This is a genomic window from Herbiconiux sp. UC225_62 (assembly GCF_042694625.1).
In the GTDB taxonomy this organism is placed as follows: domain Bacteria; phylum Actinomycetota; class Actinomycetes; order Actinomycetales; family Microbacteriaceae; genus Herbiconiux.
This window is the reverse complement of record NZ_CP170551.1, coordinates 2,607,984-2,632,022: the sequence shown is the minus strand read 5'-3', so window position 1 is coordinate 2,632,022 and position 24,039 is coordinate 2,607,984. Positions and strand designations below refer to the sequence as shown.

Annotated in this window: 26 protein-coding genes and 1 tRNA gene; 15 read left to right on the top strand and 12 right to left on the bottom strand. The window is 69.2% G+C overall.

From position 1 onward, the window contains the following. The first annotated feature begins 33 nt into the window (after positions 1-33). From ACFJGU_RS12840 to ACFJGU_RS12810, 7 genes are all read left to right on the top strand, one after another. A complete protein-coding gene (locus ACFJGU_RS12840) occupies positions 34-297 on the top strand; it encodes a hypothetical protein (RefSeq protein WP_092547623.1) in 264 nt (87 codons plus the stop codon). Next, positions 294-2,375, top strand: coding sequence for a helicase-associated domain-containing protein (locus ACFJGU_RS12835; protein WP_382303896.1), 2,082 nt, complete (start codon positions 294-296; stop codon positions 2,373-2,375). The genes ACFJGU_RS12840 and ACFJGU_RS12835 overlap by 4 nt, the downstream gene beginning before the upstream one ends. Before the next feature lie 35 nt (positions 2,376-2,410). Beyond that, positions 2,411-4,051, top strand: a complete 1,641-nt coding sequence (locus ACFJGU_RS12830; protein ID WP_382303895.1) for a DNA repair helicase XPB — start codon at positions 2,411-2,413, stop codon at positions 4,049-4,051. A 94-nt stretch (positions 4,052-4,145) separates the two neighbouring features. Further along, the gene (locus tag ACFJGU_RS12825; RefSeq protein ID WP_022897448.1) at positions 4,146-4,835 is read left to right on the top strand and encodes a response regulator transcription factor; all 690 of its coding nucleotides are present in this window, start codon (positions 4,146-4,148) and stop codon (positions 4,833-4,835) included. 12 nt (positions 4,836-4,847) lie between these two features. Further along, positions 4,848-6,353 carry a histidine kinase dimerization/phospho-acceptor domain-containing protein gene (locus ACFJGU_RS12820; protein WP_382303894.1) on the top strand — a complete coding sequence of 502 codons (1,506 nt, stop codon included), beginning with the start codon at positions 4,848-4,850 and terminating at the stop codon, positions 6,351-6,353. Beyond that, on the top strand, positions 6,235-6,600 hold the full coding sequence (locus ACFJGU_RS12815) for a sensor histidine kinase (protein ID WP_382310361.1): 366 nt from the start codon (positions 6,235-6,237) through the stop codon (positions 6,598-6,600). Before ACFJGU_RS12820 ends, ACFJGU_RS12815 begins: the two co-directional genes overlap by 119 nt. A 40-nt stretch (positions 6,601-6,640) precedes the next feature. Continuing rightward, a complete protein-coding gene (locus ACFJGU_RS12810; protein ID WP_382303893.1) occupies positions 6,641-7,099 on the top strand; it encodes a DUF6194 family protein in 459 nt (152 codons plus the stop codon). 75 nt (positions 7,100-7,174) lie between these two features. Here the strand turns inward: ACFJGU_RS12810 and groL are convergent, their stop codons facing one another. The 6 genes from groL to ACFJGU_RS12780 form a co-directional block, all read right to left on the bottom strand. Beyond that, entirely contained in the window at positions 7,175-8,794 is a 1,620-nt protein-coding gene (gene groL, locus ACFJGU_RS12805) for a chaperonin GroEL (RefSeq protein WP_382303892.1), read from the bottom strand. A gap of 110 nt (positions 8,795-8,904) precedes the next feature. Next, the gene (locus ACFJGU_RS12800) at positions 8,905-9,969 is read right to left on the bottom strand and encodes a DUF3048 domain-containing protein (protein WP_382303891.1); all 1,065 of its coding nucleotides are present in this window, start codon (positions 9,967-9,969) and stop codon (positions 8,905-8,907) included. A 69-nt stretch (positions 9,970-10,038) separates the two neighbouring features. Beyond that, positions 10,039-10,242 (bottom strand): cold-shock protein, encoded by a 204-nt coding sequence (locus tag ACFJGU_RS12795; RefSeq protein ID WP_092547639.1) that lies wholly within the window; start codon positions 10,240-10,242, stop codon positions 10,039-10,041. A gap of 213 nt (positions 10,243-10,455) precedes the next feature. Continuing rightward, on the bottom strand, positions 10,456-11,067 hold the full coding sequence (locus tag ACFJGU_RS12790) for a LytR C-terminal domain-containing protein (protein ID WP_382303890.1): 612 nt from the start codon (positions 11,065-11,067) through the stop codon (positions 10,456-10,458). Positions 11,068-11,082: 15 nt separating this feature from the next. Then, complete coding sequence (locus tag ACFJGU_RS12785; RefSeq protein ID WP_382303889.1) at positions 11,083-11,373, bottom strand: DUF3263 domain-containing protein; 291 nt, start codon at positions 11,371-11,373, stop codon at positions 11,083-11,085. Between the two features lie 98 nt (positions 11,374-11,471). Then, the gene (locus tag ACFJGU_RS12780; protein ID WP_382303888.1) at positions 11,472-11,945 is read right to left on the bottom strand and encodes a GNAT family N-acetyltransferase; all 474 of its coding nucleotides are present in this window, start codon (positions 11,943-11,945) and stop codon (positions 11,472-11,474) included. A 58-nt stretch (positions 11,946-12,003) separates the two neighbouring features. Here ACFJGU_RS12780 and msrB point away from each other — a divergent pair, with 58 nt between their 5' ends. Together msrB and ACFJGU_RS12770 are read left to right on the top strand one after the other, a co-directional pair. Then, on the top strand, positions 12,004-12,405 hold the full coding sequence (gene msrB, locus ACFJGU_RS12775; protein ID WP_382303887.1) for a peptide-methionine (R)-S-oxide reductase MsrB: 402 nt from the start codon (positions 12,004-12,006) through the stop codon (positions 12,403-12,405). Positions 12,406-12,428: 23 nt separating this feature from the next. Further along, positions 12,429-12,959: a nitroreductase family protein gene (locus ACFJGU_RS12770; RefSeq protein WP_382310359.1), complete on the top strand. Its 531-nt coding sequence runs from the start codon at positions 12,429-12,431 to the stop codon at positions 12,957-12,959. 88 nt (positions 12,960-13,047) lie between these two features. Here ACFJGU_RS12770 and ACFJGU_RS12765 read toward each other — a convergent pair whose 3' ends face one another. Beyond that, positions 13,048-13,857, bottom strand: a complete 810-nt coding sequence (locus ACFJGU_RS12765; RefSeq protein ID WP_382303886.1) for an SDR family oxidoreductase — start codon at positions 13,855-13,857, stop codon at positions 13,048-13,050. After that, entirely contained in the window at positions 13,854-14,438 is a 585-nt protein-coding gene (locus tag ACFJGU_RS12760) for a hypothetical protein (RefSeq protein WP_382303885.1), read from the bottom strand. The genes ACFJGU_RS12765 and ACFJGU_RS12760 overlap by 4 nt, the downstream gene beginning before the upstream one ends. A 127-nt stretch (positions 14,439-14,565) precedes the next feature. On the opposite strand from ACFJGU_RS12760, the gene sigJ reads away from it, so the two are divergent. The 4 genes from sigJ to ACFJGU_RS12740 all read left to right on the top strand — a co-directional run bounded on the left by sigJ (position 14,566) and on the right by ACFJGU_RS12740 (position 17,722). Next, entirely contained in the window at positions 14,566-15,486 is a 921-nt protein-coding gene (gene sigJ, locus ACFJGU_RS12755) for an RNA polymerase sigma factor SigJ (protein WP_382303884.1), read from the top strand. Between the two features lie 166 nt (positions 15,487-15,652). Next, complete coding sequence (locus tag ACFJGU_RS12750; protein ID WP_382310357.1) at positions 15,653-16,855, top strand: MFS transporter; 1,203 nt, start codon at positions 15,653-15,655, stop codon at positions 16,853-16,855. A 46-nt stretch (positions 16,856-16,901) separates the two neighbouring features. Further along, positions 16,902-17,366, top strand: coding sequence for a GNAT family N-acetyltransferase (locus tag ACFJGU_RS12745; protein WP_382303883.1), 465 nt, complete (start codon positions 16,902-16,904; stop codon positions 17,364-17,366). A 62-nt stretch (positions 17,367-17,428) separates the two neighbouring features. Beyond that, a complete protein-coding gene (locus tag ACFJGU_RS12740; RefSeq protein ID WP_382303882.1) occupies positions 17,429-17,722 on the top strand; it encodes a TM2 domain-containing protein in 294 nt (97 codons plus the stop codon). A gap of 116 nt (positions 17,723-17,838) precedes the next feature. Here ACFJGU_RS12740 and ACFJGU_RS12735 read toward each other — a convergent pair. Both ACFJGU_RS12735 and ACFJGU_RS12730 read right to left on the bottom strand, forming a co-directional pair. Further along, positions 17,839-17,914: transfer RNA gene (locus ACFJGU_RS12735), tRNA-Thr, on the bottom strand. 44 nt (positions 17,915-17,958) lie between these two features. Then, positions 17,959-18,870 carry a DsbA family protein gene (locus ACFJGU_RS12730; RefSeq protein WP_382303881.1) on the bottom strand — a complete coding sequence of 304 codons (912 nt, stop codon included), beginning with the start codon at positions 18,868-18,870 and terminating at the stop codon, positions 17,959-17,961. 191 nt (positions 18,871-19,061) lie between these two features. Here ACFJGU_RS12730 and ACFJGU_RS12725 point away from each other — a divergent pair, with 191 nt between their 5' ends. Beyond that, a complete protein-coding gene (locus ACFJGU_RS12725; protein WP_382303880.1) occupies positions 19,062-20,162 on the top strand; it encodes an ABC transporter ATP-binding protein in 1,101 nt (366 codons plus the stop codon). Positions 20,163-20,268: 106 nt separating this feature from the next. Then, positions 20,269-21,549, top strand: a complete 1,281-nt coding sequence (locus ACFJGU_RS12720) for a DUF4032 domain-containing protein (protein ID WP_382303879.1) — start codon at positions 20,269-20,271, stop codon at positions 21,547-21,549. A gap of 6 nt (positions 21,550-21,555) precedes the next feature. Here ACFJGU_RS12720 and rlmB read toward each other — a convergent pair whose 3' ends face one another. Together rlmB and cysS are read right to left on the bottom strand one after the other, a co-directional pair. Further along, the gene (gene rlmB, locus ACFJGU_RS12715; RefSeq protein ID WP_382303878.1) at positions 21,556-22,599 is read right to left on the bottom strand and encodes a 23S rRNA (guanosine(2251)-2'-O)-methyltransferase RlmB; all 1,044 of its coding nucleotides are present in this window, start codon (positions 22,597-22,599) and stop codon (positions 21,556-21,558) included. Next, a complete protein-coding gene (gene cysS / locus ACFJGU_RS12710; RefSeq protein ID WP_382303877.1) occupies positions 22,592-24,025 on the bottom strand; it encodes a cysteine--tRNA ligase in 1,434 nt (477 codons plus the stop codon). Before cysS ends, rlmB begins: the two co-directional genes overlap by 8 nt. Positions 24,026-24,039: the final 14 nt, after the last annotated feature.

Sequence of the window (24,039 nt, the reverse complement as noted above, 5' to 3'; positions counted from 1 at the left end):
GACCAGCCTACCGGTGCACGTATCCTTAGTGACGTGAGTGAAGAAGAGAAGACGCCGACGAGCCGTGCGGAGCGGTCGCTGGCGTTCATGGTCGCGGCCACCATCGGCCTGTCGGTGCTCGCGTTCCTGGCCGTCATCATCGGCACCCTGCTCGGGGTGCGCGACTTCGGTTCGGGCGTCTGGCCCACCATCATCTTCCTGCCGCTCATCGGCCTGCCGATCGGGCTCGTGCTCATGATCATCCTGCTCGTCCTCAGCACGCGTCGACGGCTGCGCGACGCTCGCGGGAGTCGATGAGCGATTCGCTCCCCCTCGCCCGGCGGCTCAGCGCCCTCGATGACGACGCGCTAACCGCTCTTCTGGTGATCCGGCACGTCGGGGCGCGCGACGTGCGCGACTTCTTCGACCTCGCCGACGCCCTGCTCGACCCCGCCTCCATCCGTCAGGCGCTGCGCCCACTCGACCGCGCGACGATCGAGGCACTGGCCGACTCCACCTCTGCAGAGACGGATGCTCCGGGCACCGGCGCCGAGGCGCTGATCGACCTCGGGCTGGCCGAGTCGGCGCCGGATGCGCCTCGCGGCTTCCGCGCCTACTCCGCGGTCGCCGAGGTGGCCGCGACGGTGCTCGCCGAGGCGGCATCCCGAGAACCCTTCCTCTCCTCCACGACGCCTCAGGAGTCCTCGCCGGATGCTGGCTCCCCGGATGCGTCGCCCGCCGAGTCCACGGGAGCGGCTCCCGCGATCCCGGCCCCCTCGGCCGACGCCCTGGCGAGCGAGCGGGCCTTCATCGCCCTCTCCGCCATCTCGGAACTCGGCCAGCAGCTCCGCGCCGCCCCCATGCGGCTGCTCGCCCGCGGCGGCCTCTCCGCCGGGGAGGAGAAGCGGCTCGGCGCGCTGCTCGCCGTCGAGCCCGCCACGATCGGCGCGCTCGTCGACGTGGCCACGGCCGCCCGGCTCGTCACGGTCGATGCCGACACCTTGCTCTCCACCACGCGCGCAGACGAGTGGAGCCGGCTTTCCAGCGCCGAGCGGTGGCTCTCCCTGGCCACCGCCTGGATCAGCAGCCTCGACGCCCCGGTGCGCCGCGCACTCCACGTGGCCTCGACGGATGCTTCGAGCCCGCCGGAGGCAGCGCCCGAATGGACCAGCGGCGCGGGTCTCCGCGCCACCTACGACGACCTGTTCCCTGCGGCCGACGACGCCATGCGAGCCGGACTCGGGCAGGTCGACGCGGTCGCCGAACTGCTCGGCCTCACCGTCGACGGCCGCAGCACCCTCTTCGGTCGAGCCGCCCTCGCGGCGAGCGCACCCCCTGCGGCCGTTCCGCCGGCCGACGGCGCCGCCGGCGCCGCCCCACCGGCCAGCATCTCCGCGCCGAGCACCCCACCGGCAACCCCCAGCCCCGCGAGCTCCACAACCGCGACGGCCGAGCCGACCCCGAGTGGCGCCGATCTCGACGCGCTCGCCGCCGCCCTACCGCCCGAGGTAGCCCAGGTCTACCTGCAGCACGACCTCTCCGTCATCGCGCCAGGCCCGCTCGTACCCCCCGTCGACGCGCGCATCCGTCTGCTCGCCGATCTCGAGAACCGCGGCGTCGCCTCGACCTACCGCATCTCGCAGCCGACGATCGACCGTGCGCTCGCGTCCGGCGAGACCGAGGCGAGCCTGCGCGAGTTCCTCGCCGCCACCTCGCTCACCGGCCTCCCGCAGGCGCTCGACTACCTGCTCGCCGAAGGCGGGCGACGGCACGGACTGGTGCGCGTCCGCCGCCTCGGCGAGGCCCCCGTCACCGACGGCAGTGCGCCCACCTCGTCGCCCTACGGCTCCCGCACCCTCATCCGCACGACCGATCGGGCCCTCCTCGGCGCGATCGCCGTCGACCAATCACTCGCCCCCCTGGGCCTGCGCCGCGACGAGGACGGACCGCTCTCCAGCCGCGTCGACGCCACGGCCGCCTACTGGCTGCTGGTCGACGCGCGCTATCCGGTGCTCGCCGAAGACGCCGAGGGCCGTGAATTAGTCATGCGTCGTGCCCGCGTCGCCACGGCGCCGTCCGCTCCGGCGGCGAATCCGAACGGCTCCCGCGCTTCCGCTCCAGCCGCCGTCGCCGAGTTCGTGCAGCGCCTCCGTGAGTCCTCGGCCCGCTCGGCCCCGGCCGACGAGAGCGCCTGGGTCGCCCGTCAGCTCGACAAGGCGGTTCGCTCACGCACCCCCGTGACCATCGAGGTGCGGATGCCGGACGGCAGCAGCGTGCGTCTCGACGTCACCCCGCTCAGCCTCTCGAACGGGCGCCTGCGCTGTGTCGACGTGAGAGCCGGCATCGAGCGGACGGTGCCCGTGGCGAACATCCAGCTCATCACCACCCCCGAGTGACTGGGCCGCAGCAACCCGCCGTAAGCTTGTCTGTTATGCCCGACGGCCCCCTCATCGTCCAAAGCGACCGCACCGTGCTGCTCGAGGTCGCGCATCCGGATGCCGAATCCGCGCGACACGAGCTCGCGGTCTTCGCCGAACTCGAACGCGCCCCCGAGCACGTGCACACCTACCGCATCACGCGGCTGGGGCTCTGGAACGCCCGCGCGGCCGGCCATTCGGCCGAGGAGATCCTGGCCACGCTCGAGCGTTTCTCGAAGTTCGCGGTGCCGCAGACGGTGACGATCGAGATCGTCGAGACCATCGGCCGCTACGGCAAGCTCGTGATCGAGCGGCAGAGCGAGGGGCCGCTCATCCTGCGCTCCACCGACCCCGCCGTGCTCGCCGAGATCACCCGGGCGAAGAAGGTGGCACCGCTGCTCACCCAGAAGCTCGACGACGGCACCTGGAGCATCGAGCCCTGGGCGCGCGGGCAGCTGAAGCAGGAGCTCATCAAGCTGGGCTGGCCGGCCGACGACCTGGCCGGGTTCACGCCCGGTACTCCGCACGAGATCGACCTCGATCTTACCGGCTGGCACCTGCGCGATTACCAGCAGAAGGCCATCGACAACTTCTCCGCCCACGGATCGGGCGTCGTGGTGCTGCCCTGCGGCGCCGGCAAGACGCTCGTGGGCGCCGGAGCGATGGCGACCGTGAAGACGAACACGCTCATCCTCGTCACCAACACCGTCTCGGCCCGGCAGTGGCGCGCCGAGTTGCTGAAGCGCACGAGCCTCACCGAGGACGAGATCGGCGAGTACTCGGGCCTGGTGAAGGAGATCAAGCCGGTCACCATCGCGACCTATCAGATCCTCACCTCCAAGCGCAGCGGCAAGTACGCCCACCTCGAGCTGCTCGACGCCCTCGACTGGGGCCTCGTGGTCTACGACGAGGTGCACCTCCTCCCCGCCCCGGTGTTCAAGCTCACGGCAGATCTGCAAGCCCGCCGGCGTCTCGGCCTCACCGCCACACTCGTGCGCGAAGACGGCCGCGAGTCCGATGTGTTCAGCCTGATCGGCCCCAAGCGCTTCGACGCCCCGTGGAAGGAGATCGAGGCGCAAGGCTACATCGCGCCCGCGAACTGCTACGAGGTGCGCGTCGACCTGCCCTTCCACGAGCGGATGACCTACGCGGCCGCCGCCGACGACGAGCGCTACCGCCTCGCCGCCACCGCCCCGGCCAAGCTGGATGCGACGCGCCAGCTGATCGAGCACCACCGCGGCGAGCGCATCCTCGTCATCGGGCAGTACCTCGACCAGCTCGACGAGTTGTCGCGCGAACTCGGCGCCCCCGAGATCACGGGAGCCACCCCGGTGCCCGAGCGGGAGCGGCTGTTCCAAGCCTTCCGCGACGGCGAGGAGAAGATCCTGGTGGTGTCGAAGGTGGCGAACTTCTCGATCGACCTGCCCGAAGCGAGCGTGGCCATCCAGGTCTCCGGATCGTTCGGCTCGCGTCAGGAGGAGGCGCAGCGCCTCGGCCGACTGCTGCGGCCGAAGGAGTCGGGCCTGCCCGCGAGTTTCTACACGCTGGTCGCCCGCGACACCGTCGACCAGGAGTTCGCGCAGAACCGGCAGCGCTTCCTCGCGGAACAGGGTTACGCCTACAGCATCGTCGACGCGGACACTCTCGCGGCCTGACCCGATCGGGTCCATCGGGTGCGCTGGGAAAGTTGCCGGACAGCATCCCAGATGTTCTCAGACTTCGCCCAGCGAACCCGCAGATAATGGAGGCATGACCGGCCCCCGCATCTTGATCGTCGACGACGAACCCAACATCCGCGACCTCCTCACCACGAGCCTGCGCTTCGCCGGCTTCGCGGTGCGTGCCGTTTCGAACGGCGCTCAGACCATCTCCGCCGTTCTCGAGGAGGAGCCCGACCTCATCATCCTCGACGTGATGCTGCCCGACATGAACGGCTTCGGCGTCACCAAGCGGCTGCGTGCGGCGGGCTACACCGCCCCCATCCTCTTCCTCACCGCCAAAGACGACACCGAGGACAAGATCACGGGTCTCACGGTCGGTGGCGACGACTACGTCACCAAGCCGTTCAGCCTCGACGAGATCGTGGCCCGCATCAAGGCCATCCTCCGCCGCACCATGCAGGCCGACGAGGATGCCATCATCCGCGCCGGTGAGCTCACGATGGATCAGGACACGCACGAGGTCTTCGTGGGCGACGCCGCCATCGAGCTCTCGCCCACCGAGTTCAAGCTCCTGCGCTACCTCATGCTCAACCCCAACCGGGTGCTGTCGAAGGCGCAGATCCTCGACCACGTGTGGGAGTACGACTTCAACGGCGACGCCGGCATCGTGGAGAGCTACATCTCCTACCTCCGCCGCAAGCTCGACGCCCACACCGAGGAGTCGCTCATCCAGACCAAGCGCGGCTTCGGGTACATGCTGAAGGTGAGCAAGGCGTAGCCTTTCCGGAGCATGCTCAACGCCATCCTGAAGCAGTGGAACTCGATCTCACTGCGCTCCAAGATCACCGGGGTGACGGTGCTGATGCTCACTTTCGGGCTCGTCGTCTCCGGTGTCGGAACGATGATCGTGCTGCGCACCTACCTGCTGCAGCAGGTCGACAGCCAGCTCGATTCGGCCAGTAAAGACCCCTCGCCCTTCCTGGGGCCGGATGCCACGACCGAGCAGTTCCGTATCGAAGACATCACCTCGGCGCCCACCGACTACTTCGTCGGGCTGCTCGACGCCTCGGGCAACCTGATCGTGTCGAACTGGGGCGATCGCGACGAGAACACCATGCCGAACGCCCAGGTGTCGCTCGACACCTCGAACCTGCTCGCCGGCAAGGTGTTCAGCGTGGACTCGATCGACCAACGCACCGAGTGGCATGCGATCGCGACCACGGTGTACCTCTTCGGCGGTGACGGGTCGCTCGGCAACGTGGTGATCGCGAAGTCGCTGGCCGAGACGGAGAAGACCACCGCCACCTATCTCTCCATCTTCCTCGCCTTCGGCGTGGGTGTCGTCATCCTGGGCGCCATGCTGACGCGCCTGCTCGTCACCTCGACGTTCGGCCCGTTGCGGGAGGTGGAACGCACGGCCGCGGCCATCGCCGACGGCGGCGACTACAGCCGGCGCATGTCGGATGCCACGCCCAACACTGAAGTCGGGCGGCTCAACCGCTCCCTCAACACCATGCTCTCGCGTATCGACTCGGCCTTCGCCGACCGCGCGAAGACCATCGATCAGATGCGCCGTTTCGTGGGCGACGCCTCGCACGAGTTGCGCACCCCCCTGGTATCGGTGCGCGGCTACGCCGAGCTCTACCGCATGGGCGCCTTGCAGACCCCCGAAGACGTTGCTCAGGCGATGGATCGCATCGAGAAGGAGGCGATCCGGATGGGCACGCTCGTCGAAGACCTCCTCGAACTCGCCCGTCTCGACGAGACGCGCCCGCTTCAGCTCGCCCCGGTCGACCTCGTGCCGCTGACCCTCGATGCGGCCATGGACGCGCGGGCCGCGAGTCCGGGCCGGATCGTCTCGGCCGTGCTCCCGGAGGGACAGACTCCGGTGTCGTTCGCTCCCGGCATCGAGGGACCCCCTCCGGCCGATCCGGATGCGCCGGGCGCGCCGCGCACGCCGTCCACGGCCACCCGCCCCATCGCCTTCGCCAACGCCACGCTCGCCCGCCTCCGTCGCCGGCCGAGGCCGGCCGGCGTAGCGGGGGGCGGTGCCGCCCAACGGCACCGGGCCCGTTCCCGAACTCGCGGCCGGCACTCCGTCGGAGAGCGCGCCGCTCGTCGCGATCCCCGAGGTGCGGCCCATCGTGCTCGCCGAGGAGAACAAGATCCGGCAGGTGCTGACGAATCTCATCGGCAACGCCCTCCGCTTCACGGATGCCGACAGCCCGATCGAGCTGTCGCTCCAGGTCGACGAGGCCCGCCGCGTGGCGACCATCGACGTGATCGACCACGGTGAAGGCATCCCGCCGCAGATCCGCGAGAAGATCTTCCAGCGCTTCTACCGGGCCGACTCCTCACGCACCCGCGAGACGGGCGGATCGGGCCTGGGGCTCGCCATCGTGTCGTCGATCGTCGCCGCCCACCACGGCACCGTCGAGGCCCTCGAGACCCCGGGCGGCGGCGCGACCTTCCGCGTCACCCTCCCCCTCATGCCGGTCGGTGCCGCCCCCACGCCCCCACCCACGAAGCCTCTCCCCGCCTGACCGGAGTGCGCCGACGGGTCCGGCGGCGCAGAATCGGGGGATGAGCATTCAGCAGATCATCGACACCGTCAGCGGCCTCGACGGAGCGCTCGTGCTGGCGCCGGAGGCCGGCAGCCGCGCGCCGGAGATCGCGTGGGGCGACTTCTTCTTCTCCTACGCTCCCAGCGGCGAGCCGGAGGACCACGACCAGCCGTACGCCACCATCGTCACGAAGGACTACCCCGACGACTCGGCTTCCCGGCTCGGCGACGGCCGCTGGCGCGTGAACATCCACGTCGACCGAGCCACGTTCCAAGAACTCGTCGGCGAAGACCCCCGCCACCTCGCCCTTCGTCGCGACGTCTCGCACACGGACGTGTTCCTCCCCCACCCCGTCTACGGCGCTCTCAGTTGGGTCTCGGTGGTGAACCCCGACACCACACTGCCCCAGGTGCTCGACCTGGTGCGCTCAGCCCACGCCGCCGCGCGAGCGCGCACCGAACGCCGCCGCCGCTCGTAGCCCGCGAACGCCGAAGGGCGGCCCCCGGAGGGACCGCCCTTGGCGATGGTGGTGCTGTACCCGAAGGTGGCGGGACTAGAAGTCCATGCCACCGGTGGGGTCGCCGACCGGAGCCGCGTTCTTCTCGGGCTTGTCGGCCACGACGACCTCGGTCGTCAGGAACAGGCCGGCGATCGACGCCGCGTTCTGCAGAGCCGAGCGGGTGACCTTGGCCGGGTCGATGATGCCGGCGGCCAGGAGGTCGACGTACTCACCGGTCGCGGCGTTGAGGCCCCAGCCGTAGTCGAGGTCGCGCACCTTGGCGGCGACGACACCCGGCTCCATGCCCGCGTTGAAGGCGATCTGCTTCAGCGGAGCCTCGATGGCCACCTTGACGATGTTCGCGCCGGTCGCCTCGTCGCCCGTGAGCTCGAGGTTCGCGAAAGCGGTCTTGCCGGCCTGGATGAGGGCCACGCCACCACCGGCGACGATGCCCTCTTCGACAGCGGCCTTGGCGTTGCGCACGGCGTCTTCGATGCGGTGCTTGCGCTCCTTCAGCTCGACCTCGGTGGCCGCACCGGCCTTGATGACCGCGACACCGCCGGCGAGCTTGGCGAGGCGCTCCTGGAGCTTCTCGCGGTCGTAGTCGCTGTCGGTGTTCTCGATCTCGGCACGGATCTGAGCGACACGTCCGGCGATGGCCTCGGGGTCGCCCGCGCCCTCGACGATCGTGGTCTCGTCCTTGGTGATGACGACCTTGCGGGCCTGACCGAGCAGGTCGAGGGTGACGTTCTCGAGCTTGAGACCGACCTCCTCGGAGATGACCTGGCCGCCGGTGAGGATCGCGATGTCCTGCAGCTGAGCCTTACGACGGTCGCCGAAGCCGGGAGCCTTGACGGCGACCGACTTGAAGATGCCGCGGATCTTGTTCACGACGAGCGTGGCCAGGGCCTCGCCGTCGACGTCCTCGGCGATGATCAGGAGTTGCTTGCCCGTCTGGATCACCTTGTCGACGATGGGCAGCAGGTCCTTGATGTTCGAGACCTTGCTGTTCACGATCAGGATGTAGGGGTCTTCGAAGACCGCTTCCTGACGCTCGGGGTCGGTGACGAAGTACGCCGACAGGTAGCCCTTGTCGAAGCGCATGCCCTCGGTCAGCTCGAGCTCGGTGCCGAAGGTGTTCGACTCCTCGACGGTGACGACGCCTTCCTTGCCCACCTTGTCGATGGCCTCGGCGATGATGGCGCCGATCTCGGGGTCGGCGGCCGAGATGGAAGCGGTCGCAGCGATCTCTTCCTTGGTCTCGATCTCCTTGGCGTTCTTGATCAGCTCGGCCGAGACGGCCGCGACGGCCTTCTCGATGCCCTTCTTGAGGCTGATGGGGTCGGCCCCGGCGGCCACGTTGCGGAGGCCTTCCTTGACCAGGGCCTGAGCGAGAACGGTGGCGGTGGTGGTTCCGTCGCCGGCGACGTCGTCGGTCTTCTTGGCGACCTCCTTGACGAGCTCCGCACCGATCTTCTCGTACGGGTCGTCGAGCTCGATCTCCTTGGCGATGGACACGCCGTCGTTCGTGATGGTGGGAGCGCCCCACTTCTTCTCGAGCACGACGTTGCGGCCGCGCGGGCCGAGCGTCACCTTGACGGCGTCGGCGAGCGTGTTGAGGCCGCGCTCGAGGCCGCGACGGGCCTCTTCATCGAAAGCAATGATCTTTGCCATATGTGTTTCTCGCCCTCCTGGACGTCTTCAAAGATTCAGGTGTGTTAGCACTCAGTGTTCGCGAGTGCTAAAGCAATACTGGCACTCGACGGGTGGGAGTGCAAGTGAGCTCACACCGCAGGAGGCACGACCGTGACGCTGCCCTGATCGAGCGGAACCAGTTCCACCCAGGTGTTGCCGGGGGCCAGCCGGACGGTGGCCCCGAGGTCGTCGAGGAGCCGGATCGGGGAGGTCGGGGCATCCTTCACCCACGTCGCGTGCACCGTCCTGCCGCCCGTCGACACCCACGCCTCGCCCGAGGCGACCATCACGGCCCGTGGCACCTCGGCGTCGTAGTCGTACACCTCGTCGACCCGGAGCGTCACGACGTTGGTCGCCGAGAGCTGCGCGCCGGAGTCGTCGAGGTCGGGCGATCCCTCCTGCAGCCGCAGGAATTTCGCGGAGGGCGCATCCCAGGTCCAGCTGGGGAAGCGCGCGTCCGAGAACACCAGGTCGAGCGAACCCGTCGGGGTGCCGTCCACGGCGGCGCTCGAGGTCGCCGCGTCGAAGGAGTAGGCGAACTGTTGCGCGGGCGCGGCGAGATCGGAGTGTTGTCCCACCAGCTCGGTCGCCTTCACCACCACGTCGTGCGGGCTGTCGCGGCCGTCGACCCGGTAGAACGTCGACTCCGTGTCGCTCTCACCGTGGATGGCGCTGTAGACGGGGGCCGCGCGCATCATGTCGACGAATTGCTCCTGCCCGCCCGAGAACGCGACGATGCCGCCGAAGGACGACAGGATGTCAGGATCCATCGGCCGGATCGACCGCACCGGACCGATCAGCTCGGGCACGTCCGACTGCCAGATCGCGACGTACCGCGTGATCCCGCCCTCGACCAGCTCCTCGAACACGATGTCCGTGCGCTCGAGTCCGATCTGCGGACGGGCGTCTTCGTGGTTGTCGATCTTCGCCGCGAGCGACGGATTCCCCAGCGCGTCCGCGGCCACCAGCGTTCCGCGCAACGGTGCCGGCACCGTGGGCGCAGGGGTGCGGTAGTCCGAGGAATAGGCGGCCGTCGGGGTCACGGTCGGCTCGGGCAGGATCGGCTGCGCGGAGCAGCCCACGAGCGCCGACATCGAGACCGCCAGTGCGGCACCGGATGCGACGCACACGGCACTCCGACGTCGGCTGGTCACGCCCACAGACTAACGCTGTCGGCCTTCACCACGAACGCACCCCGTCGTGCGCCGCAGAACCCGGGCAGATCAGGCGAGCCGGACGGACTCGGCCTGCGGCCCCTTGGATCCCGTGCCGACTTCGAAGACGACCTGCTGGCCCTCTTCGAGGACCTTGTAGCCCGCCATGTCGATGGCGGAGTAGTGCACGAACACGTCCTGCCCCCCGTCGTCGACCGTGATGAAGCCGTAGCCCTTTTCAGCGTTGAACCACTTAACGGTTCCATTCGCCATGGTTACTCCCAAGTGCTGTGTTTCTGCAGAAGTGACACATTTGCCACCACCGATTCCAAATCCTAATCGGGCAGATTCTCCGCACAATGGCTCCGACGGCGAAATCGACAGATCGTGACCGCAACTCAACACGGCTGAAACACGCGCGTAATATTGCGCGCCGGAATCAGCTTCCGCGACCCGTTCGGGCCCGCCGATCGTGTCTCCTCGCCCCTACTCGGTGCCTGTCTCGTCGGCCGGCGGATCGGCGGGCACCTCGCCGGTGCCGGCATCCAGGCCCGGGCCGGCGTAGTCGGTGCCGAGCACCACGGTGAGGGCGGCGCCCTGGAACGTGGAGGACTGCTCGGTGGCCACGTTGCCGAGCAGCTGGGCGAGCCCGAGGGCGGCCGCCTCGTTCGCGGGGTCTTCGTAATAGACGGTGGTGGTGGCGAAGTCGGTGGAGCTCGCGTTCGCCATCGTGCCGACGTTCCAGCCGCCGTCGATGGCGGCCTGCCCGACACGACCGGCCAGCCCGACGTTGTCGGTGCCGTTCAGCACGGTCACCGCCAGGGTGCCGTCGGTGATCGGCGTGATGGTCGGGGTGGGAGTGGGGGTCTCGGATGGCGCGGCCGTGCCGGTGCTGCCACCGAACGCATCCGTGAACTGGATGTTGTTGTTGATCACGGCGAGGTACGTGACGCCGCCGCCCACGAGGAGGGCGGTGGCGAGGGCGGCCCAGGCCACCACGATCCAGCCTCGGCCGCGCGGCCGAGGTCCACGGTGGGCGCCCACGCGTTCGCGGTGGGCGGGCAGGTGGTCGAAACTGTCCTCGGGAAAACGGGCCATGGGGAGAGTGAGGTCCTAGTCGTCGCGCGACAGCAGTCGAGCGGAACGCGCGGCCATTCGCGCATCCCGCACCCGCTGAAGCCTCTTGATGAGCATCGGATCGTGCGCGAGAGCGGCCGGGGAGTCGATCAGCGCACCGAGAAGTTGATAGTACCGGGCCGAGGAGAGTCCGAACTCCTTGCGTATGGCCTGCTCCTTCGCTCCGGCGTGCTTCCACCACGCCCGTTCGAAGCTGAGGATGCGGGCGTCGCGGTCGTTCAGGGGAGCGGGGACACCCGGCTGCGGCTGTTCTTCGGCGGCGGCCATCCTGCTCCCTTCCTTCTCGGGTTTTTCGTCATCCTATTCGCGGGCACCTCAACGCACGCCGATAGCGGCGGCGGGCCGCGGGATCGCGCCTCGTCGTGTCAGTCGGCGTTGTCGTCGTCGCCCGGCCGGAACATCGAGACGTGCCGGATGCCGGCCTCCACGTACTCCTCGCCGAAGGCCACGAAGCCGAATCGGGCGTAGAGGGGGGCGATGTAGCTCTGCGAGTGCAGCAGCATCGACTCCGTGCCGAACTGGTCGAGCACCTGGGCGATCAGCACCTGGGCGAGCCCCTTGCCCCGGAAATCGGGATGCACGACCACGCGGCCGATGAGCCGGCGCGCGTCTTCGTGCGTGGGTTCGGCATCCGTCAGCACCCGCAGGTAGGCGACGGTCTGCCCGTTCTCGGCGATCCAGTAGTGGATCGTGTCGGGCTCGGCGTCGCGCCAGTCGAGCTCCGATTCGTCGACCTTCTGCTCGACGAAGAAGACGTCGGTGCGGAGCTTCAGGAAGGCGTAGAGCTCCTCGGTCGTGAGCTCGGTCCAGCGCTTCTGAACAGGGGAATGGGCAGCCACCTGCCAGAGTTTACTGGGATGATTGACGATCGTCCGCCCACTGATCTGCAGGAGCACCATGACCTACGAGGTACAGAAGTCCGACGACGCCTGGCGCGAAGAACTCTCCAGCGAGGAGTTCGCCGTGCTGCGCGAGGCCGCCACCGAACGCCCCTGGACGGGCGAACTGCTTGACGAGAACCGCGAGGGCGTCTACAAGTGCAAGGCCTGCGGGCAGGAGCTGTTCCGCAGCACCACGAAGTTCGACTCGCACTGCGGCTGGCCGAGCTTCTACGACCCGACCGGCTCCGAGGCCGTCGAGCTGATCGAAGACCGCTCGCTCGGCATGGTGCGCACCGAGGTGCGCTGCTCGAACTGCGGATCGCACCTGGGTCACCTGTTCGACGACGCACCGCAGACGCCCACGGGAGACCGCTACTGCATGAACTCCATCTCGCTCAGCTTCGAAGCGGCCGAGTAGGGGTGCCCGGCGTCAAGGAGGCGATGCTCGCCCGGCGATCGTCGTCGAAGGTGACGGATGCCGCTCCCAGCCACGCCGAGGTCGCCGCGTTCGTCGACGCGGCCGGCCAACTCGCCGACCACAGCGGCCTGCGGCCGTGGCGGGTCATCGAGATCCGGGGCGACGCGCGCGACATCCTCGGCGAGGCGCTGGCCAAGGCCGACGGCGCCAAGGGGAAGGACGCCGAGAAGTTCCGCGGCAAGGCCCACCGCGCGCCCCTGCTGCTGGCTGTCGTCGCCTCCTTCAAGCCGAGCCACAAGGTGCCGCGCTGGGAGCAGGAGGCCGTGGCCTCGGGCGTGGCGCACGGTCTGTCGCTGCTGCTCGACGACGAGGGCTGGGGCGTGTTCTGGCGCACCGGCGAGCTGACCCGCACCGAGCCCGTGCGTGCCGCGCACAGGCTCGGCAAGCACGAGGAGCTGCTCGGCTGGCTCTATGTCGGCGGCCTGCCCGACCGCGGCAAGAAGGAGCGGCCGAAGGGGCGCATCCGCATCGCGGAGCACCTCTCCAGCCTCTGAGCCACCGCTTCCTCCCTTTCGGGAGGAGCTGCGAACCTCGCCCCTGTTCGCGGGAGGTTCGGCTGTCCTCCTCCCGAAACGCGGTGGCTCACCGTTCGGCGAGCCACTCGCCGAAGGTCTGGCGGCCGAGCCGGGCGCCCGGGGCCGTGAGCAGGGTGCCGTCGCGCAGGGCGCGGCCCCACGCGCCAGGCAGCGGAACCTCCAGCACCGGCCGCTTGTGCCCCGTCGCCGCGAGGTAGCGGCGCACCAGGTCGGCCATGTTCTCCTCGCGCGGTCCTCCGAGGTCGCGATCGAGGCCGCGGGGCGCTCCCAGAGCGATCTCGACCAACGCCTCCGCGACTTCGGCCGCCGCGATCGGCTGCGAGCGCATCGCCGGCACCACCTGCAGCGGACCCATCCGCCCCTGCTCCGCCATCTGCGCGGCGAACTCGTGGAACTGGGTGGCGCGGAGGATGCTCCAGCCGCCCGGCTCGGCCATGACCAGGTCTTCCTGCAGCTTCTTGCCCGCGTAGTAGGCCGACGGCGCCACGGCCGCTCCCACGATCGACAGCGCCACGTGGTGCGGCACTCCGGCCGCACGCTCGGCCGCCAGGAGGTTGCGGGTCACGGCACCGAAGAACGCGGTCGACGTCGCCCCCGAGGTCGTGGCGATCGAGGAGACGTCGATCACGGCCGCGCACTCGGCGAGCGCGGCAGTCAGTCCACGGTGCGCGTCAGTCGCCGATGCCGCGTCCGAGCGAGCGATGCCCTTCTTCGCGCCGGCCGTAACGGAATCGTGCCGGCTCAGGTCGTGGCCGGTGGAGCGGGTGAGCACCACCGCGTCGTGCCCCGCCGCGTCGAGCAGCTCGACGACGTGGCGTCCCACCGCGCCCGTTCCCCCGGCGACTGCCACCCTCATCGTTCGACCTCCGCGCTCGTGGCACGCGTTTCGTCGGCAGCGTCGCCCGCATCCGCCTCTGCGCCCCCACCCGCAGCATCTGCGCCGTCGGCGATGCGGCCCGCGCCTGACCCTGCACTCCCGGCAGGCGCAGCGCCGGCCGCGCCACCCGCATCAACACTCTCACCGACCGGCGTCACCGCCAGAGTACGCGCCGGCAGCGCGAGCAGCACGCCGAGCGCCAGGCTGATGCCGAGACTCACCACGTTGCCCACGACGTCGACCGTCGAGCCTTCGAGGTGCAACAGGTGGTACCCGTAGTGGATGGCGCCGAACACGGCCCAGCCGAGCCCCACGACGCGGCCCGGTGCCGCGGTGCGCGCGACGATCGCCGCAACGCTCGCGGCCGTCAGACCGAGGTAGAGACCGCCGACGTCGCGGATGAGGTGCTCGTTGAAGGGCCCGTCGGCCGAGATCCAGGTGAGGCCGAGCCCTGGGAAGTCGTCGTAGAACGATCCGGGGAAGAAGGCGGCCCAGAGGCCGACGTAGGCGCCGAGGATCGCCGTGGCGGCGAGCAGGATGCGTCGAGGAGTGCTGTTCATACCCGTCAAGACGAGACGCAGGGTGGGAATGTGAACCGGCACGGCGCATCCGGTCGTACGACCTCGTGCCAACAGGTGACGCCGCGCGGCGGACGCGGCATGATGGGCGGTAGCGAGGGAGTGACGGATGAGCAGACCCGACGACCGACCCGCCGTCGACGCCGAGGTCATCGGCGAGCGCCGGCACCTGATGAGCCTGGCCTACCGCATGCTCGGCACGGTGACCGAGGCCGAGGACGCCGTTCAGGAGACCTACACGCGCTGGTACCGGATGTCGCAGGCCGAGCGCGACGCGATCGAGGCGCCGCGCGGCTGGCTCACCCGGGTCTGCGGACGGATCTGTCTCGACGTGCTCGGTTCGGCACGAGTGCGACGCGAGCACTACGTCGGCCCCTGGCTGCCCGAGCCGGTGCCCTCCGACACCTTCGCGGGCGCGCTCGGGAGCGGCGGCGCATCCGGATCGGAGGATCCGCTCGACCGGGTGACGCTCGACGACTCGGTCAGCACCGCCCTCTTGGTGGTGCTCGAAGCGATGACGCCCGCCGAACGGGTGAGCTTCGTGCTGCACGACGTGTTCGCGGTGCCGTTCGACGAGATCGCGGAGACCGTGGGGCGGTCGCCGGCGGCGGTGCGCAAGCTCGCGGCATCCGCTCGTCATCGGGTGGAGGCCAGCCGGGCCCGGCAGGTGACGCGGGCCCAGCACGACGAGGTGGTGCGCGCGTTCTCCGCGGCCAGCCGCACGGGCGACTTCTCAGCCCTCATCGCGGTGCTCGACCCCGACGTGGTGCTGCGCTCCGACGGCGGTGGCGTGGTGTCGGCCGCGCGCAAGCCCGTGCAGGGCGCCGACAACGTGGCCCGCTTCCTGTTCGGCCTGCTCTCGAAGCGGCCCGGGCTCGAGGTGGTGGAGCAGGAGACGCCCGACGGTCTGGGCTTCGCCATCTGGGAGGAGGGCCGCATCGTGGGCGTCGTGACGCTGAACGTCGTGGAGGGTGCGGTCGCCGACGTGTGGATCGTCGTGAACCCCGACAAGCTCTCACTCTGGAACTGATCCCACGGGCGGGCGGCGGCGCGACGAACCGGCGGCTGAGCTGCCCGTGGTGCCTGACGATTGACCGGTGACTGAACTGGATTCCGCTCCAGTCGACGAAGACTCCCCCTCAGCGCCGGTGCGCCCCCGCCAGGACACGGATGCCGGCCCCGCGCCCCTCCACGACATCGGTGTGGTGCGCCGCTGGCTCGCCATCGTGGCGCTCGCACTCGGCGGTTTCGGCATCGGCGTGACCGAGTTCGTGACGATGGGGCTGCTGCCGAACATCGCTCAGGACCTGCTGCCCGGCACCTACGCGGTCGACCCGGCCTCGGCGAACGCCTCGGCCGGCTACCTCGTCTCGGCCTACGCCCTCGGTGTGGTGGTGGGGGCTCCCACCATCGCGGCCGCGGCGGCGCGCTGGCCCCGCAAGAGGCTGCTCGTGGTGCTCGTGTCGGTGTTCGTGGCCGGCAACCTGCTCTCGGCCGTGCTTCCCTCGTTCGGGCTCGTGCTCGCGGCCCGCTTCCTCAGCGGGTTGCCGCACGGCGCCTACTTCGGCATCGCCTCGCTCGTCGCCGCCTCGCTGATGGGTCCGGGCAAGCGGGCGCGCGGGGTGTCGTTCGTGCTCGCCGGTCTCACCATCGCCAACGTGGTGGGCGTGCCGGCCGGCACCTTCATCGGCCAGGAGCTCGGCTGGCGCAGCGCCTACCTCATGGTCACCGTCATCTTCGCGCTGACCCTCGTGGCCATCCTCGCGGCCGTGCCGTTCCGGCCGGGCGACCCGAGCGCCACGATGCGCAACGAACTCCGCGTCTTCGGCCGGCTGCAGGTCTGGCTCACGCTCGTGCTGGCCTCGATCGGCTTCGGCGGCGTCTTCGCCGTCTACACCTTCATCGCCCCGGTGGTCACCGACGTCGCCGGTCTCGCCAGCGGTGTGGTGCCCTGGGTGCTCGTGGTGTTCGGCGTCGGCATGACCGGCGGCAACTTCCTGAGCGGGTGGCTCGCCGACCGCTCCGTGAGCCGCACGCTGCTGATCAGCCTGAGTGCCCTCGGGATCTCGGCCCTCGGCTTCGCCCTCTTCGCGAACACGACGCCGGGCCTGTTGATCTTCATCTTCCTCATCGGAGCCTGCGCGGGGGCCTGCTCCCCCGCCATCCAGACGCGCCTGATGGATGTCTCGCACAACGCCCAGTCGATCGCCGCCGCGCTCAACCACTCGTCCTTGAACATCGGCAACAGCGTCGGCGCCTTCCTCGGCGGGCTCGCCATCGCGGCCGGCTTCGGCTACCTCTCGCCGGCTGTGGTCGGAGTCGGTCTCGCCGCCGTGGGCCTGTGCGTGCTGGTGCTCTCGCTCGGCATCGACCGCCGCCGGGCACGCTCCGCCGACTAGCCGGCTCAGCCGACCCCGACCCGTGACCGCGCACTAGGGTGTGGGCATGTCCGTGCGCCGCGCAACTCTCGACGACCTCGACGCCATCGCCCCACTGTTCGACGCGTATCGGGCGTTCTACGGTCTCGCCGACGATCCCGGGGCCGCGGCTGCTGCGCGCGCCTACCTCGGCGAACGGATGAGCCGGGGCGAGTCGATCGTTCTGGTCGCGAGCGTCGACCCCGGCGCATCCGCTCTCCTGGTCGGATTCACGCAGCTCTACCCGTCGTTCTGCTCGCTCGAGCTCGCCCCGATCTACGTGCTCTACGACCTGTTCGTGCACCCGGATGCGCGGGGCCGAGGAGTCGCGACAGCCCTGCTCGAGGCCGCCCGGCAGCTCGGCATCGACTCCGGTGCGGCGCGACTCGAGCTCTCCACGGCACACACGAACGTCACAGCGCAGCGCCTCTACGAGTCGCTCGGCTGGCAGCGCGACGAGGAGTACCTCCACTACGAGCTGCCCCTGCGCTGACGCGCCCTTCCGGCGGCGGCGAAGCGGACGGTAGCATCAGGCAACGTTGCCGAGGAGGAGCCATGACCGACCCGAACGTACCGCAGCCCTACGTGGTGCCACCCGCTCCGCAATACGGCCAGAGCGTGCACGGGCCGGCCCTGCCGCCCAAGTCGACGGGGGTCGCCTACGCCTTCATGCTCTTCACCCTGGTGGGAGTGGCCGGCATCCAGCACTTCTATCTGGGCAAGGTCGGCCGCGGCATCCTGTGGGTGCTCACCTTCGGGCTGTTGGGCATCGGCACCATCGTCGACCTCTTCACGCTGCCGTCACAGACCAAGACCATCAACGCCCGCCGGGCGGTCGGCATCCGCTGATCCCCGGTGGGGCGAGCATCAGAGTCTGGTGGGGCCGGCTGCGGGACTCGAACCCCACGACGCATCGCGTCGTGCGTCGCCCGGGCCGTCCACGCGGATGACGCAGGGCGGTGAAATGGGGCCGGCTGCGGGACTCGAACCCGCAACCCCCGCTTTACAAGAGCGGTGCGCTACCAATTGCGCCAAGCCGGCTGGTGGAACACCTCATTCTAGCCACGGGCCTGCGGGCCCTCCGCTCAGCCCGCCGCGGTGGGCGTGGGCGTCGGCGTGGCCGTGGAGGACTCGTCGCCCGAGACCTGCAGCACGAAGCTCGAGAAGGCATCCGCGTCGGTGAGCGACCCGGTGTACTTCTGTCCGTTCACCAGAACGGTCGGGGTGCCGGTGACGGCCTTCTCGTCGGTGTTCGGGAGCGGACCCTGCAGAGCGCGGGAGGTCGCATCCGCCACCCAGCCCTTGAACTGGGTGTCGTCGATGCAGGTGTCGATGTCGCTCTGCGCCGTCACTCCGGCCTGCTTCACGAGGTCTTTCAGGGTGTCGTCGTCGAGGCCCTCGGTGTTCTCGGCCGGCTGGTTGGAGAAGAGCAGGCCGTTGAACGCCCAGAACTGGTCGGGCGAGTAGTTCGCCACGCAGGCGGCCGCGTTGGCGGCGCGCGTGGAGTACTTCGAGCCGAGCGACGAGCGGTCGAGGATGGAGAGCGGATGGATCTCGACGGTCGCGACCCCCGATTTCACCCAGTCGCCGATCTGCGCGTTGTTGGTGCTCTCGAACTGGCCGCAGAAGGGACACATGTAGTCGACGTACATCCGGATGTCGACGACGCCCGAAGCGGTGTCAGGCGTGGTGGGAACGGGGTCCTCACCGGCTGCGAGGGCGGGAGTGGTGACGGCCGTGAAGTCGGTGCCGATGGTGATGCCGTCGCTGGCCATGTTGAGCGGGCCGGGACCGGCGGGCTTCAAGGTGGAGGTGATGACGAGCGTGATGCCGACGACGATGGCGATGACGACCACGCTGAGCGACGAGATCAGGATGACCCGGTTGCGGATGTCCTTCTTCCGCTGCTCCTCGCGGAGTTGTTTGGCCTTCTCACGCGCAGCTTCGCGTCGCTGATTCTTCGAGAGACCTGAATCTCCGGCTCCGCCTGATGTCATGCGTGGATGCTCCGTGTGCTCTGGGTTGGACGACTCAAGAATAGTAGGGAGCCACTCTGGGAGTTGACCACGTGCATCCTGAATCGGGCGGTCATGTCATAATTGCCTCTGGGTCTTCGACGGAGCAGGCCCGTTAATCCATCACAACGGATCGTCCGGCACGTACCTGCCGGTGAAGGAGTAATAGAACCATGGCATCAGTCACGTTCGACAAGGCATCCCGCATCTATCCGGGGTCCACTCGGGCATCTGTCGACAAGCTCGACCTGCAGGTCGCCGACGGCGAGTTCCTCGTTCTGGTCGGCCCCTCGGGTTGTGGAAAGTCGACCTCCCTGCGCATGCTGGCCGGCCTCGAAGAGGTCAACGAGGGCCGCATCCTGATCGGTGACCGCGACGTCACCGACATCCCGCCGAAGGATCGCGACATCGCGATGGTCTTCCAGAACTACGCCCTCTACCCCCACATGACCGTCGCCGAGAACATGGGCTTCGCCCTCAAGATCGCCGGCGTCAACAAGGACGAGCGGGCCGCCCGCGTTCTCGAGGCCGCGAAGCTCCTCGACCTCGAGCCCTACCTGAGCCGGAAGCCGAAGGCCCTCTCGGGTGGTCAGCGCCAGCGCGTCGCCATGGGCCGCGCGATCGTGCGTCAGCCGCAGGTGTTCCTCATGGACGAGCCGCTGTCGAACCTCGACGCCAAGCTCCGCGTGCAGACCCGCACCCAGATCGCGAGCCTGCAGCGTCGCCTCGGCGTCACCACGGTCTACGTCACGCACGACCAGACCGAGGCCCTCACCATGGGAGACCGCATCGCGGTGCTGAAGGACGGCCTGCTCCAGCAGGTCGGCTCGCCCCGCGACCTGTACGAGAAGCCGAACAACGTCTTCGTCGCCGGCTTCATCGGCTCGCCTGCCATGAACCTGTTCCACGCCGACCTGGCCGAGACGGGTGTCAAGTTCGGCACCTCGATCGTGCCGGTCGACCGCGAGACCCTCGCCTCGACCACCGGCACCAGCGCCACCATCGGCGTGCGCCCCGAAGACATCGTGCTCTCCTCCACCCCGGGTGAGGGCCTCGAGGTCACGGTCGACCTGATCGAGGAGCTCGGCGCCGACGGCTACCTCTACGGCCACTCCGAGATCGACGGCAAGCGCACCGACATCGTGACCCGCGTCGACGGCCGCTCGCACCCCTTCGTGGGCGACAAGGTCTACCTCACCGCTGCCCCCAACCACGTGCACCTGTTCGACCTCGAGTCGGGCGAGCGCCTGGGCAACAAGGCAGTCGTCAGCTAGGTAGCTGCGTCTCCCGAACCGATCTAGACTCTGCCGTGGCCCTTCGAAGGCCACGGCAGAGTCGTTTCCACCCCACGATCGCCGCGATCAGCACCTGGACGGACCGATGAGCGCCTCCCTCAACATCACCTCGGCCACCGCCGACCCCGGTCTTCTCGACCTCCCCTGGAACATGCCGCTCGACGAGTGGCCCGACCGCTACATCGCGGCCCTCCCGAAGGGCATCTCGCGCCACCTCGTGCGTTTCGCCCACCTCTCCGGCCACGTCATCGCCATCAAGGAGACGACCGACGAGATGGCCAAGCGCGAGTACGAGATGCTGCGCACCCTGCAGCGACTCGACGTGCCCTGCGTCGATCCGCTCGCCGTCATCACCAACCGCACGGATGACGCGGGCGAACCCTTGAACTCGGTGCTCGTCACCCGGCACCTGAAGTTCTCCCTCCCCTATCGGGCCCTGTTCTCGCAGCAGCTGCGCCCCGACACTGCGACGCGCCTGGTCGACGCCCTCGCCGTGCTGCTCGTGCGCCTGCACGTCATCGGCTTCTTCTGGGGCGACGTCTCGCTCTCGAACACCCTGTTCCGGCGCGACGCCGGCGCCTTCGCGGCCTACCTCGTCGACGCCGAGACCGGGCAGCTCTACGACGGCCTCTCCAACGGCCAGCGCGAGAATGACCTCGAGATCGCCCGCGTCAACATCGCCGGCGAACTGATGGACCTGGAGGCCGGCGGCCGCGTCGACGAAGAACTCGACCCGATCAAGCTGTCCGACGGCATCGTGGCCGCCTACCGGTCGCTCTGGAAAGAACTCACGGGCTCGGAGTCGTTCAGCTCGGCGGAGCGCTGGCGCATCAACGAGCGCGTCGACCGCCTCAACGACCTCGGCTTCGACATCGAAGAGCTCGCGATCAAGACCACTGAGGGCGGCACGACCGTCCGCATCCAGCCGAAGGTGGTGGATGCCGGGCACCATCAGCGCCGGCTGCTGCGGCTCACCGGCCTCGATGCCCAGGAGAACCAGGCCCGCCGCCTGCTCAACGACCTCGACTCCTACACGGCGAAGTACGGCCGCAAGGACTACGACGACGAGATGGTGGCGCACGAGTGGCTCGCCAAGGTGTTCGAGCCCGTCATCCGTGCCATCCCCCGCGATCTGAGGGGAAAGCTGGAGCCGGCGGAGATCTTCCACCAGCTGCTCGAACACCGCTGGTTCATGAGCCAGGACCAGAGCCGCGACGTGCCCCTGGCCGAGGCGCTGTCGTCCTACATCGACACGGTGCTGCGGCACCGCCGCGACGAGGCGACGGTCATCGACCCGCCGACGGGCACCTTCACGCTGCCCATCCCGACCCAGGACGGCGAGGCCGACTGGCGCCTCAACGTCTGACCCCTGCTAGAGGGAGCGCTGCCGGGCGATCTCGTAGAGGGTGACCGAGGCGGCGATTCCGGCGTTCAGCGACTCCGTGCCCGAGGAGATCGGGATCGAGACGACCGCGTCGCAGGTCTCCGTGACGAGACGGCTCAGGCCCTTGCCCTCGTTGCCCACCACGACCACGATCGGGCCGTCGGCGAAGTCGAGGCCGGGCAGCGAGACGTCGCCGTCGCCGTCCAGACCGATCACGAAGACGCCGCGCGCCTTGAAGGCCTTGAGCGTCTGGGTGAGGTTCGACGCCATAGCCACCGGGGTGCGCGCTGCGGCGCCCGCCGAGGTCTTCCAGGCGGAGGCCGTGACCCCGACCGAGCGGCGCTGCGGCACGATCACGCCGTGCCCGCCGAACGCCGCGGTCGACCGGATGATCGCCCCGAGGTTGCGCGGGTCGGTGATGCCGTCGAGCGCCACGAAGAGCGGCGTCTTGTGCTTCGCCAGCACCTCGTCGAGCAGGGTCTCGGGATGCGCGTACTCGTACGGCGGCACCTTCAGCGCCAGCCCCTGGTGCACGGAGTCGTGGCCGGAGAGCCGGTCGAGCTCCGGTCGCATGACCTCCATCACCGGGATGCCGCGCTTGTTCGCCAGCGACAGCGCCTCCTTGACGCGCTCGTCGACCTCGACCCGGAACGCCACGTAGAGAGCGGTCGCGGGGATGTGCGCGCGGAGCGCCTCCACCACGGAATTGCGGCCGGTGACGATCTCGCTGTCGTCGGCCTTCTTCACGCGGCGGGCGGGAGCGGTGCGCGGAGCATCCTGAACCTGTCCGCGGTCGTTGGACGAACGCGCGCCGGCGCGGCCGCCCTTGCCACCACCGGCCGCGGCGAGGCGCTCGCGCGCCGCCTTTGCTTTGCCGGCGGGGTGGTAGGGCCGGTCCTCGGCCTTGGGCGTGGGCTTCTTGCCTTCGAGCGCCTGGCGGCCCTGACCGCCCGATCCGACGGCCTTGCTGCCCTTGGTGCCCCTGCGTACGGCGCCGGCCCTCGAGGGGCGGCCCGTTCCTGATTTAGCCATCGAGACTCCAGTGCGCGCCGTTCGGCGTGTCTTCAATTGATATTCCGGCTTGTCCGAGTTCGTCCCGGATGCGGTCCGCGGTTGCGAAGTCGCGGTTGGTGCGCGCCGTCTCCCGATCGGAGATGAGGCTTTCGACCAGCGTACCCAGTGCCCGCTCGGCGGCGGCATCCCCGCCGGTGGCCCATTCGGGCGAGAGGGGGTTGATGCCGAGCACCTCGGTCATCGCGAGCACCTGGCCGAGGAGCACCGCCGTCTCGGCGAAGTCCTCGTCGTCGAGCGCGGCGTTGCCGCGGCGGACGGTCTCGTGGATGACGGCGATGGCCTGCGGAACGCTCAGGTCGTCATCCATCGCCTCGCGGAACTCGTCGGGCATGACGAGCTCGGAGGTGCCCGCGAACCGGGTGCCGGCCAGTCGCCGCTCCGCCCGCTCGAGGAAACCCTCGATGCGCGACACCGCGGCCTCGGCCTCGGCCAGCGCGCCGTCGTGGAACTCCAGTGTCGAGCGGTAGTGGGCCGCGCCGAGGTAGTAGCGAAGCACGACCGGACGCGCCGATCCGATCAGCTCGGAGGCGAAGATCGAGTTGCCGAGCGACTTCGACATCTTCTGGCCCGTGACGGCGACGAGGCCGTTGTGGATCCAGAGGTTCGCGAACGGATCGCCGGCGGCGTGCGACTGCGCCACCTCGTTCTCGTGATGCGGGAAACGCAGGTCGAGACCGCCGCCGTGGATGTCGAACTGCGCCCCGAGGTATTTGGTCGACATCGCCGAGCACTCGATGTGCCAGCCGGGCCGGCCGCGACCCCAGGCGCTCGGGAATGCCGCCGACTCCGGTTCGCCCTCCTTGTGACCCTTCCACAGGGCGAAGTCGCGCACATCCTTCTTGCCGCGCGAATCGGAGTCGGTGGCGGGTGCCATGTCGTCGAGCTTCTGATGCGTGAGCTCGCCGTAGGCGGGCCAGCTCGCGGTGTCGAAGTACACATCACCTGTGCCGTCGTCGGTGGCATAGGCGTGCCCGGCGTCGATGAGGCGCTGGATGATGGCCTGCATCTCCGGGATGCTCGCGGTCGCTCTCGGCTCGTAGGTGGGGGGAAGCACACCGATCGCGGTGTAGGCGGCCGTGAACTCGAGTTCGATGCGGTAGGCCAACGCCCACCACTCCTCCGGGCTGCCGGCCGCGGCGCTCTCGGCCGCGTTGATGAGGATCTTGTCGTCGATGTCGGTGACGTTGCGCACGAAGGTGACGGCGTAGCCGCTGTAGGAGAGCCAGCGGCGCAGCTGGTCGTAGACCAGCGCCGAACGGAGGTGGCCGATGTGCGGCGACGACTGCACGGTGGGTCCGCAGACGTAGATCCCGACCTGCCCCGGCACGATGGGCGTGAAGTCGGTGAGCGCGCGGGCCTTCGAGTCGTACAGTCGCAGAGTCACTGCGTTAGTTTACT